We start from the raw sequence: 12098 nt of genomic DNA, 5'->3' as shown, positions 1-12098 counted from the left end.
TCTCAGGGGCTGCGATGATCGGTTGAGGCTTTCTGGACCCATTCAGGATGGAAATGCCCATATATGGCAGTTGCCGTGCTCGAACTGATGCCGGGCGCGCTTTCCAGCTCCTCAAGACTCGCCTGTCTGACCGATTTCGCCGAGCCGAAATGATTGAGAAGAGCCTTTTTCCGCGCGGCGCCGATTCCTGGCACATTATCCAGTTCGGAGCTGCGTAAGCCTTTCGAGCGTCCGGCCCGGTGGGTGGTGATCGCGAATCTATGCGCCTCGTCACGCAGTCTTTGCAGATAATAGAGAACCGGGTCTCTTGGAGGGAGCTGGAAGGGCGCTTTCGTCTCAGTGAAGAACCACTCCCGTCCGGCATCCCGATCCGGCCCTTTGGCGATGGCCACGATCGGAATTCCGGTAACGCCAATATCGGCCAATACCTTCCGCACGGCATTGAACTGTCCAAGGCCGCCGTCGATGAGAAGCAGATCCGGCCAGTCCTCCGGCCGCTCTCCGTTTTCCGGTCGTTTCCCGAACCGGCGTTCCATGACTTCACGCATCATGCCGAAATCATCTCCCGGCGCGACCGGACCCTTGATCCCGTATTTGCGGTAAGCGCGTTTGTTGAAGCCTTCAGGGCCACCGACAACCATCACGCCATAAGGCGCCTGTCCCATGATGTGGGAGTTGTCATAGGTTTCGATGCGCTGTGGCGTTTCCGGAAGACCGAAGACCTCCGCTACCCCTTCGAGAAGTTTGCGCTGTCCGGTATTCTCGGCCAGCTTGCGCTCCAGCGCCTCCCGGGCGTTCAGCGCGGCATGCTCGACGACGTCCTTTTTCTCCCCGCGTTGTGGCCTGAGAATTTCGACCTTCTGTCCGCGCCGGATGCTGAGTGCTTCTTCGACCAGATTCAATTCAGGAATCTCGCAGTTCACCAGAATTGTGGGTGGGGGCGGTTTGTTGTCGTAGAACTGGATCATGAATGCCGACAGCACGTCTGCTGCGGTCTCTTCCTCTGCATGAGCCGGATAGAAGGCCCGGTTGCCGTTATTGCGGCTGCCCCGGATGAAGAACACCTGAATGCAGCTCTGACCGGCTTCCTGCCAGATCGTCATGATATCGGCATCATTGATCGATGCCGGATTGACGGTGCTGGAGCCCTGAATGCTGGCGAAGCCTCGGATCCTGTCCCGGATTGACGCGGCCCGCTCGTAATCCATATCCTGCGAGGCCTGCTCCATCTCGGCAGCCAGGCGCTGTTGCAGGTCCGTGCTGTGTCCCGAAAGGAACTGCCGGGCCTCGTCAACCAGTTTTGCGTAGTCAGGCCCGGAAATACGATCCACACAGGGCGCCGAACAGCGTTTGATCTGGTACAGCAGGCAGGGCCGCGTCCTGCTGTTCAGCACGGCATCCGAACAGGAGCGGAGCAGAAAGCTGCGCTGCACCAGATTGAGCGTCTGGTTGACGGCCCAGGCATTGGCAAACGGCCCCCAGTAGGTCGCGCCCTTTACGGGTTTGCCGCGCTGTTTGGTGATTTGTGGAAACTCGTGGCTTTCAGTCAGCATCAGCCACGGATAGCTCTTGTCGTCACGCAGCAGGATGTTGAAGCGCGGCTTCATGCGCTTGATGTAATTCGCTTCCAGAAGCAGGGCGTCTGCTTCTGTTTTCGTGATGACAATTTCCATCGAAACCGTCATCGACACCATGCGCCTCAGCCGCTCCGGAAGCTGATTGATGCGGGTATAGGATGAGACGCGTTTTTTCAGGCTCAGCGCCTTGCCGACATACAGCACCTCCCCTTTCGCACTCAGCATGCGATACACGCCAGGGCTGTATGGTATGGTCTTCAGTGCTTCGCGGATCGCCTCCACACCTTGTCTTTTTTCCGAAGAAACAGTGGGTTCGTCATGGTCATCGGGCCGGTCGGAGTTCTGGGGAGGAAGGTCGGTCATCGGGCTTCTTCAGTCATCCACTGAACCTGTGGAAAAGTCTGTGGGCTGGTCTGTGACAGAATCATGAAAGCCACGGTTTGCCAGACCTGCCTTCAGATTGCCTAATTTTTAATCATATTTTGTAAGTTGTTGAAAACAATCGCTTCTTACTTTCCTCCTTCATTCCAATAAGTATTTTTGGAAGGGAGGAAAGGATCGAACGGAGGCTTTTAGGTGCCTCAACAAATCATGGTGGACGAAGCGGCGTCTGTTTTGTTCACCATGATCATGTTCTGTTCTTTTTCGGTCTGTCGAAGCGGGTTTTCAATGCTGGTTTCAGAGTGCTGTCGCGGCGTTTTCAGCCGTTTCCAGAAGGCGCAGCATGTTGCCACCCCAGATGGCAGAAATGTCCGCATCACTGAACCCGGCCGCCTGAAGGGCATGCGTCACATTCGCGGTTTCGGTTGCATCTTTCCATCCCGGAATGCCGCCGCCGCCATCGAAGTCCGAGGAAATGCCCACGTGCTCCACACCGATCCGGTTCGCAATATACGAGACGTGGCGCACCAGATCTTCGACTGTTCCGCCGCCACCTTTCTTCAGGAAGGACCCCATGGCCGTTACCTGAATCAGGCCGCCCGTTTCTTTCAGGCGATCAAGCTGTTCATCGTCCAGATTGCGTGGGTGATCGCACAAGGCGCGGGCACAGGAATGGCTTGCGAAAACCGGTGTGGCGGAGACTTCACTGGCCTGCATCATGGTCGATTTTGCGGCATGGGAGATGTCCACCAGAACGCCGGAGCGGTTCATATGCGCGATTGCCTCACGCCCGAGATCTGACAGCCCGCCGTGAAGTGTTTCGCTGTCCGCCAGATCCTTGCGCGGAATGGCCGCATCCGCGAGCGCATTATGCCCGTTATGAGTCAGCGTCATGTAGCGCACACCATAGCGACGAGCGAGTTCCGCGATACGCTCTGGCTGACCGCCCAGCCCATGGCCGTTTTCGATCGCCGGAATGACGGCAAGGTCGCCTGCTGTATGGGCCGCACGGACATCCGCCGCCGTCCGACAGACGCGTGCGCTGTGATCGCCCTGACGTCCTTCGATCCCGGAAATGACATCCAGCATGCCCTGAACCCGCTCCCAGGCTTCGGCATGTCCCGCCTCATCACGCGAACCCTGCGGAATATAGGCTGCAAGGCATACGGCTTTCAGGCCACCTTTGCGTGTCTTGGGGACATTTACCTGCCTCGGCGTATCTTCCGCCCAGGCATCCTGCCGGTCCGGCCAGGGAATATCGATATGGGAATCAAGCGTCAGGAGCGTGTTGTGCAGATCAGTCATGGTTCGTTCTAGATCGGACGGGAAAGCTTTGTGTGCAAGAGGGTGCTTGTCAAAACGCCTGATCCGGTCGATCCAGTCGTCATGCGTCTCATCACCTGGAACATCAATTCCCTTCGACTCAGACTGCCTCTGCTGAACCAGATCGTCGAACAGGAAGCCCCGGACATCGTCTGTCTACAGGAAACGAAAGTCCCGGATCCGCTCTTTCCCGCTCAGGCTCTGGCTGAAATGGGGCTGCCCCATCAGGTCTATAAGGGCATGAAGAGCTATAATGGTGTGGCGATCCTGTCGCGACATCCGCTGCAGAGTGTGGCGGGTACGCCCGACTGGTGTACCCGCTCCGATTGCCGACATGTGGCAGCCAGCATTGCGACCCCGGCCGGTCCGATCCTACTGCATGATTTTTACGTGCCGGCAGGAGGCGATATTCCCGACCCGGTGGAAAACGAAAAATTCGCCCACAAACTCGCTTTTGTGGATGAAGCCACGAGTTGGTTCAGCAATACGCCCCCTGCCCGCAGCATTCTGGTCGGAGACCTCAATATCGCGCCGCTGGAGCATGACGTCTGGAGCCACAAACAACTCCTGAAAATTGTTAGCCACACACCGCCCGAAATCGAACGTCTGAAGGCGTGGATGGCGACAGGATTTCAGGATGCCATGCGGAAGATCACACCGGAGCCGGAAAAGCTCTACACATGGTGGTCATACCGCAACAAGGACTGGAAAAAATCCAACCGCGGACGGCGACTGGATCATGTCTGGATGACGCCCGATCTTATGCCGGGCCTGCGGGATATCAGGGTCTTACAGGACGTACGGGACTGGGAAAGCCCCTCCGATCACGTCCCGGTTGTGCTGGACTTCGATCCAGCCTGACCCCTCACCTGCTCCTGTCAGCCTTCAGGCTGACAGGCTGTCGGAGCCAATAACGCCACGTCCTTCAGGATCAAGACGATATCCGCCGCCTTCCGTAATCAGAAGTGACGTGCGTGTCGGATCGGGCTCGATTTTCTGACGCAGGCGATAGATATGCGTCTCAAGCGTATGGGTGGTGACGGCTGCGTTATAGCCCCAGACTTCGTTCAGAAGAACCTGACGCGCCACCGGACGCTGACCTGCACGGTAGAGATATTTCAGGATCGCTGCTTCCTTCTCCGTCAGACGGATCCGGCGGTTGCGAGCTGTTTCGACCAGCAGTTTTGCGGACGGGCGGAACGCATAAGGGCCGATTTCAAATACGGCGTCTTCGCTATTCTCGAAAATCCGCAACTGGGCACGCAGACGGGCCAGAAGCTCACCAATCCGGAAAGGCTTGGCAACGTAGTCGTTGGCCCCTGCATCAAGGCCGCGTACCACGTCATGTTCGTCGTCGGAGCCGGTCAGGATGATGATCGGCATGCGGACGCCCGCGCGCCGCAGTTCGGCGCAGAAATCGCGCCCATCGCCATCGGGAAGGGTAATGTCCAGCAACATGGCGTCATATCGGGCACCAGGCTTGGCGAGGAGTTCGCGTGCTGCGGCAACGGACGTCGCCTCAACCGCTTCCAGTTCGCCGCCGTGCTGAAGCTGCTCCGCCAGAAGACGACGGAGCGTATCATCATCGTCAACAACCAGGATGGGGCGTGGACCTGCCATAATAACCTGTCTCGTTCTCTCGTGACGGAAGAAACGACACATCCGCAAAAATTCGGTGTTCGTAACTTGCACATCCGGACTTACCATTCCCGGTAAACGGGAAGAAAGCAGCATGCTTTCGCATCAGACTATGGCAAGTACAGCCGGAAAAGGAAACAGCATTATGGCTAAAGCTATTTTGAAAACCGCCGGAGACCGCGCTTTTCTTCACTTTCAGGGGAAAATCATTCCGGCTTTGATCGGACAACGCGGCCTGTCTCTTGACAAAAGAGAAGGAGACCTTCGTACTCCCGTCGGGGAACTCCCATTCCGGCGCGTCTTCTACCGTGCGGACCGCCTATCGCATCCGGTCTGCGCAGCAGGACTCCCCATCGAGCCTATCGCCCCTAATGATGGCTGGTGCGACGATCCCGCTCATTCTGATTACAATCGCGCCGTAACGCTTCCTCACCCGGCCTCATGCGAAAACCTGTGGCGTGACGATCATGTTTACGATCTTTGCATCGTTCTGGGGTGGAATGATGCGCCAGCCAAGTCGGGATGCGGATCGGCGATTTTCCTGCACCTACCGCCTGCCAGTGGATACACGGAGGGCTGTATTGCCGTTGAGGAAAAGGACCTCCGTGCGCTTCTTGAAGCCGGTTTATCGCATATTACAGTCGAAGAGCCGTCTTGAGTGCACCATTGGAACTATAGTCGTTAAACCTGTTTCGCGTCATTACGGCATTTGGCTTCGTAATCCAGAACAAGGACATGCACAGCACCATGCCCCCATTTCTGGGTCTCGCAGAAGCGTTTGTAATGCTGCTGCGCGAAATATCGTATCTTTCGAAGGAGCGAGCTTCTTTTCCAGAGTCCGGAAATTTCGGGATAAGCTGCAACGAATGCCGGGTATGGAGCATAGTCACTTGCCTGCCATGGCTGAAAGATCCCGTCCCATGGCTTTGGCTGGGACATATAGTGGACAATTTTTGGCTGAACCGTGCTCTCAAGCCGGGCATTGTACAGGAAAACGGGAAAATTCCACGATAGCGACATTGGCAGCGCACGCTCAATGCCGACAATATTAAGAATGTCCTGATCCGGGAATCTGGACATCGTGTTCTGAGACCGAATGATTGTCCGCGCCTTCTCCGCAATGACAGCCCAGGCTGAGCGATTGAAGTAGAGCACTCCTGTATTGAAATATTGCCTGGATCGCTCAGGATTGAGGCCGATTTCCTGAAAATGCTTCCGGACTGACTCTCCTTCTTTTGACTGATCTTCAAGCAGGAAAACCATAGGATCGGCTGAAGCGAAAAAGCGTCCTTCAGGCGGTACGCAGGCCAGAAATTCGTTCAGCGACGATTTGATCTGCGTGTCGCCATCGATATAAAGGATATTTCTATAATTTTCAGGTAAAATTTCATCTAGATACAGTCTTCCAAGCATAGCTGGCGCGCCATCTATGTCTTTTCCGGATCTTGAGAAAAGAGTGATATTATTTTTATTGCATATTGATTGAGCAACGGAAATTGTCTCTGCATCGACGTCAAAACAGACAATAATAATGTCTGCAATGTGTGATGCCGCATGGGCGCGCGCCTGAAGTGCACTGACGAGAGTCGGAAAAAGATATGATCGATCAGTGCAGTAACAAACGCAAGTCTGTACGTCCATGCGAGTTCTCCGTTTTCTGTATGATGGCGGTGCCATGCGGGCAAGGGAAGAAGGAAAAGAGGAAATTCTATTGTAAAAAATCAGACGTCATTTTTGAGATGTATCTTCATATTTATTCGACATCCGGCGGGACCATGGAGATCATGTAATCTCCTGGTTGGGGTACGGCTTTGTCATTGTCTTCAGCTGAACGGATCAGGATGCCTCCGTCACGGCGCACGACGAGAATATCAAGTCTATTTTCGTCATTTCCGAACATTGAGGCGCTCTCTTCGGTGGCTTCCGTGGCGCTGAAACGCCAGCCTTGATCGAATAGCGTATCGAACAGCGTATAATTCCACGCCGGCTCGCCCAGAACCTTGCCGCGCGCATCGCGTGACAGACCGTGATAGAAGTCGAGCCGCGCCACACCTGGGCTGATCTGGTAGACGCGCTGCCGTCCCATGGTCGGGGCCAGATGCCCGCAGACCATACCGTTATAAATGCCGTCAGCTGTTGTTGCGATCAGATAGTCGGCAGGTCGCTCTTCAAGAGACTCCTGTCCGTGCTGTGACAGGAGTTCTGCGCGCAGTACTGGAATGTCCTGCCGGGTGGCGGGCAGAAGTGCGCTGGAGCGGTTATCGACCAGCAAAACTGGCACCCCTGCTTTGCGCAGACAGGACGCAAAGTTGATGGACCATCCGCTTGATCCCAGAATTGCGATGGCCGGATCATTGGAGAGTGTGAGTTTGAGGCGCCGCGCAATCGGGCCAAGTGAAAAGCCATGCAGGATCATCGTAACGGCAATCACGGCGAATACAGCGGGCATGATCAGATCGGCAGAATGATAGCCCGCTTCCTTCAGGCTGACACCCGCCTCACCCGCCACAGCAGCTGCGACAATACCGCGTGGCGCAATCCAGCCGACAAACAGCTTTTCCTTCCAGGGCATGCTTGTCCCCAGAGTTGAAAGGAAAATACCCAACGGACGCACGACAAATAAAACCACTACCGTCAGTGCGAAAATCGGAATCGAGAGCTGCGCCAGAACATTTCGCTGCAGATCGGCTGTCAGCATGATGAACAGCACTGATACAACCAGAACCACCAGCGACTCCTTCATACGTCGGAGCTCTGTCACGCCCGGAATATGAAGATTGGCCAGAGCCATGCCGAAGATCGTGACCGCCATCAGCCCTGCGCCGCCCATTTCCAGATTGCACAGCGAGAAGATCACCAATGCCATCGAAATCAGCATGGGTGTCTTGAGGATTTCCGGCATCAGATCGCGCGTGAACAGATACCGGATCAGATAGGCTGGCAGGATGCCCGCAGAGAGCGCGACGGCAATCGCGCCCAGCAGATCAGGCAGTGTGTGGGTGAAAAAGACACCCGCATGAACGTCCGCCCGCAGGAGCATGAGCTGAAGCACGACTGCGGCCAGAATGGCGCCCAATGGATCGTTGACGATGGCTTCCCATCGCAGGAACGCCGCCACACGCGGTTGCAGTTTGGCACTTCGCAGGAGTGGCAGCACCACCGTTGGGCCCGTCACGACGACGATCGCTCCGAACAGCATGGACGTGCCCCATTCCAGATGCGCGACATAATGCGCGGCCAGAGACCCCAGAACCCAGTTGATGGGTAGGGCGAGCATCGTCAGGCGTGCGACACCCTCCCCGGCTTCGCGCAACTGGCGGAAATCGAGCGCCATGCCGCCTTCGAACACGACAAGCGCCACCAGTAGTGACACCAGTGGTCGGAACATCCATCCCATCGTTTCGGAAGGATGAAGAATACCCAGTCCCGGTCCGAAAATCAGACCCAGCGAGAAGAGAAGGACAATGGCCGGAAGCCGAAAGCGCCAGGCGACCCACTGGGCCAGCATTCCTGCGCCAAAAGTCGAGGCAATGCCGATAAGAATGTCATACTGCATGGATGTTCGGCACGGGCTCCGCATGATGGATACGAAGCGGTATCATACCTCAAATGCCGTCGCGCACCTAAAACATGGAAGAAAGCCCTGTTATGCCATCGTCTTCAGCTCAAACCGGAAGCGGTCTCCTGATTCGTCCCGCCCAGTCTCTGGATCGGGAAGGAATCTGGCGTCTGCTGTCTCCTGTATTGCGTAAAGGCGAAACTTACGCACTGCCCCGCCACTGGGGGCGGCAGCAGGCTCTGGCATACTGGATGGCTGTCGAGCACCGTGTTTATGTCGCCCAGACCCACGATCATGAGATCGTGGGCACATTCTATCTTCAGGCCAACCAAAAAGGCGGTGGAAGTCACATCGCCAATGCGGGATTCGTTGCACGTCCCGGTTTTGGTGCTGGGCGGGCAATGGCCGAGGAAGCACTTGCTGAAGCGACGAAACTCGGCTTTCGCGCCATGCAGTTCAATTTCGTTCTCAGCACCAATCTGCGCGCCGTAGAGCTGTGGAAATCACTGGGGTTTCGGGTGATCGGAACGCTGCCAGGCGCCTTCGATCACCCTTCGGAAGGATATGTGGACGCGCTTGTTATGTGGAAGGATCTTCTGTCACCGGGAGCGTAACTGCCACGTCTTCCTCTTGCGTTTTCGCTTCCGTTACGACGCGCTCGAGAACGCAGGCGAAGAATCCGTCCGTGCCATCCCGCAACGGCGTCAGCGAGAACTGAGCCTTGCTCCGCAGCTCGGCGGGCAGAAGTTCGGACATCTGCTCCTTCGGCAGGCGTCTGAAGTCATCGCGACGCTTGAGGAAGGCGTCGATCTGCTGGCCGTTCTCACAGGCCAGAAGCGAGCACGTCGCATAGATCATACGTCCACCTGGCTTCACCAAAGATGCCGCACGATCAAGGATCTGCGCCTGTTTGATGACGAGTTCCTGAATGTCTTCTGGTGTCAGGCGCAGTCGTGCATCCGGGTTGCGCCGCCATGTCCCGGTTCCCGAACACGGCGCATCGACAAGCACACGATCAAAGCTTCCAGCCCGACGCTTCGCCCATTTGTCTCCGGACACCAACAGATGCCGTTCCACGTTGTGAACGCCTGCACGACGCAGCCGCTTCACCGCTCCGTCAAGGCGTTTCTCATGCACGTCACAGGCAACGATATGTCCACGGTTTTCCATGGTCATCGCCAATGCCAGCGTCTTGCCGCCTGCTCCGGCGCAATAATCCAGAACCCGGTGCTCACCACGCGCATCGGCGGCCGCGACCACAAGCTGGCTGCCTTCGTCCTGAATCTCAACCAGACCGTCTTTAAAAGCCTGCGTCGCGGTGACGGGCTGGCGCCCATCGAGACGCAGACCCCACGGAGACAGCTTCGTCATTTCCGCCGGAAGCGATTCGCGACGAAGTTCCCGCGCGGCCTGCTCCCGGCTTCCCTTGAGCAGGTTGACCCGAAGATCTAGCGTCGGCGTGCCCAGCATTGCTTCCATTTCGTCTGGCAGCCGGTTGCCGAACGTTTCCCGGAGCGCGCTGTCCAGCCAGTCCGGGTATTCAAGCCGCACGGCCAGCGGCTGCTTCTGGGTGGAAAGTTCTTTTCCTTCCAAACCCTTGAGTGCCACATCTTCACGAGACGTCAGAGGGTTCTGCGCGTAACGCTCCCCGGAGAAAAGCCGACGGACATTCTCCATCGTCTCTCCGCCAAGCAGGAGCGATGCCGCACAGATTAGCCGTGGAGAAATGTCGCCGGAAATATCCCTGAGATTCCATTGCAGCCGTCTCCAGCCACGCAGGACATCCCAGACGATCGTGGAAATGGCCCGACGGTCGCCGGCACCAATATAACGGCGTTCGCGGAAAAAGGCGTTGGCTGTGGCGTCGGCGGGACGGCGGGGCGCATTCTGGATCGCACAGAGCAGATCGATGGCGCCTGAAAGACGGGCTGCGGGGGTCATAGCGCCCCCGTAGCCCGTTTAGCCTCTCAATGCGAGAGGCTTTGATGCAGGGACGGTCAGTCCCGGCGGTAGTTCGGGGCTTCGCGGGTGATCGTCACGTCATGGACATGGCTCTCACGCAGGCCTGCATTCGTGATGCGACGGAACATGGTGCGGACCTGAAGATCGGCGATGGTGGCCGATCCCGTGTAACCCATACCTGCTTTCAGGCCACCGACGAGCTGGTGAATGACTGCGGACATGCCCCCCTTGTAGGGAACCTGACCTTCAATGCCTTCCGGGACCAGCTTGAGCGTATCGCGGACTTCTGCTTGAAAATACCGATCTGCAGACCCGCGGGCCATGGCACCCAGCGATCCCATGCCGCGATACGCTTTGTAGGAACGGCCTTGATACAGGAACGTTTCGCCCGGGCTTTCATCGGTGCCCGCCAGAAGAGAGCCGACCATGACCACGTCCGCGCCTGCACCCAGAGCCTTCACGATATCGCCGGACGTTCGGACGCCGCCATCCGCGATAGCGGGGATGTCCAGTTCATGACACGCTGCGGCTGTTTCCATAACGGCCGAGAACTGCGGCACACCCACACCAGCGACGACGCGTGTGGTGCAGATGGAGCCAGGTCCAATACCGATCTTCACGCAGTCGGCGCCAGCACCGATCAAGGCGCGTGCGGCCTGCGGGGTGGCGACGTTGCCGGCGATGACCTGAAGTCCACCGTGACGGCTCTTGAGGGTTTCGACGGCACTCAGAACGCCGTGTGAATGACCATGGGCCGTATCCACGACGATGACATCCACACCGGCTTCAGCGAGTGCGGCGGCGCGGCGGAAGCCGTCTTCGCCCACACCGACAGCAGCGGCGCAGCGCAAGCGTCCCTGCGAGTCCTTGATGGCCAGTGGGTGTGCGATGGCCTTGTCCATATCCTTGACGGTGATCAGACCGATGCAGCGCTGTGCTTCGTCAACCACCAGCAGTTTTTCGATGCGGTGGCGGTGCAGAAGCGTGCGGGCTTCGTCCGGTGCTGCGCCGTTGAGGACGGTTACGAGGTTCTCGTGTGTCATCAGGTCACGGACGCGGGTGTTTGGATCGGTCGTGAAGCGCATGTCGCGGTTGGTCAGGATACCGACCAGAACGCCGCTGCCCTCTTCAATGACCGGGAGGCCGGAGACGCCATGACGTGCCATGATGGCCTGAACTTCTGCCAGCGTCTGGTTCGGACCGACCGTGACGGGATTGACGACCATACCTGATTCGAAGCGCTTGACGCGACGGACCTGCTCGGCCTGCTCTTCAATTGAGAGGTTCTTGTGAATAACGCCCATGCCGCCCTGCTGCGCCATGGCGATGGCCATGCCGTCTTCAGTCACGGTGTCCATTGCGGAAGACATCAGGGGGATGTTCAGCTCGATGGAGCGTGTCAGGCGCGTGCGCGTCGAAGTCTGGGCTGGAAGGACCGACGATTCTGCCGGTTCGACGAGAACGTCGTCGAAAGCCAGCGCTTCGCGGATGCGCTCATTCAGATTTGTTATGTTGGAAGATGAAGTCATGAGCCGCGTGCCCCCGTTACGTCATGCGTCGTGAAAGACGCGATGTGTGTGAACCGGAGGCCAGAAGGCCGACCGGCCGTTGGCGGGTCCTCATAGAGCACTTTGCCCCCCGAGGGGAAGTCTCTTTTT

Annotated in this window: 10 protein-coding genes; 3 read left to right on the top strand and 7 right to left on the bottom strand. The window is 57.4% G+C overall.

Going from position 1 to position 12098, the window contains the following annotated elements; translation table 11 throughout:
• Positions 1-2: 2 nt before the first annotated feature.
• Positions 3-1940 (bottom strand): excinuclease ABC subunit UvrC, encoded by a 1938-nt coding sequence (gene uvrC / locus HKD28_RS11950; protein ID WP_194268443.1) that lies wholly within the window; start codon positions 1938-1940, stop codon positions 3-5.
• 315 nt (positions 1941-2255) lie between these two features.
• Positions 2256-3263 carry a dipeptidase gene (locus tag HKD28_RS11945; RefSeq protein ID WP_194268441.1) on the bottom strand — a complete coding sequence of 336 codons (1008 nt, stop codon included), beginning with the start codon at positions 3261-3263 and terminating at the stop codon, positions 2256-2258.
• Positions 3264-3344: 81 nt separating this feature from the next.
• Between HKD28_RS11945 and xth the strand changes: the two genes are divergently transcribed.
• Entirely contained in the window at positions 3345-4142 is a 798-nt protein-coding gene (xth, locus tag HKD28_RS11940; protein ID WP_194268638.1) for an exodeoxyribonuclease III, read from the top strand.
• A 24-nt stretch (positions 4143-4166) separates the two neighbouring features.
• On the opposite strand, the gene HKD28_RS11935 is transcribed toward xth, so the two are convergent.
• Complete coding sequence (locus HKD28_RS11935) at positions 4167-4901, bottom strand: response regulator transcription factor (protein ID WP_194255901.1); 735 nt, start codon at positions 4899-4901, stop codon at positions 4167-4169.
• 163 nt (positions 4902-5064) lie between these two features.
• Here HKD28_RS11935 and HKD28_RS11930 point away from each other — a divergent pair, with 163 nt between their 5' ends.
• On the top strand, positions 5065-5577 hold the full coding sequence (locus tag HKD28_RS11930; protein WP_194268438.1) for a L,D-transpeptidase family protein: 513 nt from the start codon (positions 5065-5067) through the stop codon (positions 5575-5577).
• Between the two features lie 23 nt (positions 5578-5600).
• On the opposite strand, the gene HKD28_RS11925 is transcribed toward HKD28_RS11930, so the two are convergent.
• On the bottom strand, positions 5601-6560 hold the full coding sequence (locus tag HKD28_RS11925; protein WP_194268435.1) for a glycosyltransferase family 8 protein: 960 nt from the start codon (positions 6558-6560) through the stop codon (positions 5601-5603).
• Positions 6561-6672: 112 nt separating this feature from the next.
• Entirely contained in the window at positions 6673-8475 is a 1803-nt protein-coding gene (locus HKD28_RS11920) for a cation:proton antiporter (protein WP_194268432.1), read from the bottom strand.
• A gap of 92 nt (positions 8476-8567) precedes the next feature.
• Between HKD28_RS11920 and HKD28_RS11915 the strand changes: the two genes are divergently transcribed.
• The gene (locus HKD28_RS11915; RefSeq protein ID WP_194268430.1) at positions 8568-9092 is read left to right on the top strand and encodes a GNAT family N-acetyltransferase; all 525 of its coding nucleotides are present in this window, start codon (positions 8568-8570) and stop codon (positions 9090-9092) included.
• Here the strand turns inward: HKD28_RS11915 and HKD28_RS11910 are convergent.
• Together HKD28_RS11910 and guaB are read right to left on the bottom strand one after the other, a co-directional pair.
• Positions 9058-10419 carry an RsmB/NOP family class I SAM-dependent RNA methyltransferase gene (locus HKD28_RS11910; RefSeq protein WP_194268428.1) on the bottom strand — a complete coding sequence of 454 codons (1362 nt, stop codon included), beginning with the start codon at positions 10417-10419 and terminating at the stop codon, positions 9058-9060. The genes HKD28_RS11915 and HKD28_RS11910 overlap by 35 nt on opposite strands.
• Before the next feature lie 56 nt (positions 10420-10475).
• Complete coding sequence (gene guaB, locus HKD28_RS11905) at positions 10476-11969, bottom strand: IMP dehydrogenase (protein WP_194268425.1); 1494 nt, start codon at positions 11967-11969, stop codon at positions 10476-10478.
• Positions 11970-12098: the final 129 nt, after the last annotated feature.

The organism is Gluconobacter cadivus, from assembly GCF_015244745.1.
In the GTDB taxonomy this organism is placed as follows: Bacteria; Pseudomonadota; Alphaproteobacteria; order Acetobacterales; family Acetobacteraceae; genus Gluconobacter; species Gluconobacter cadivus.
Note: the sequence above shows the minus strand (reverse complement) of the source record. Positions and strands in the feature narration are given on the sequence as shown.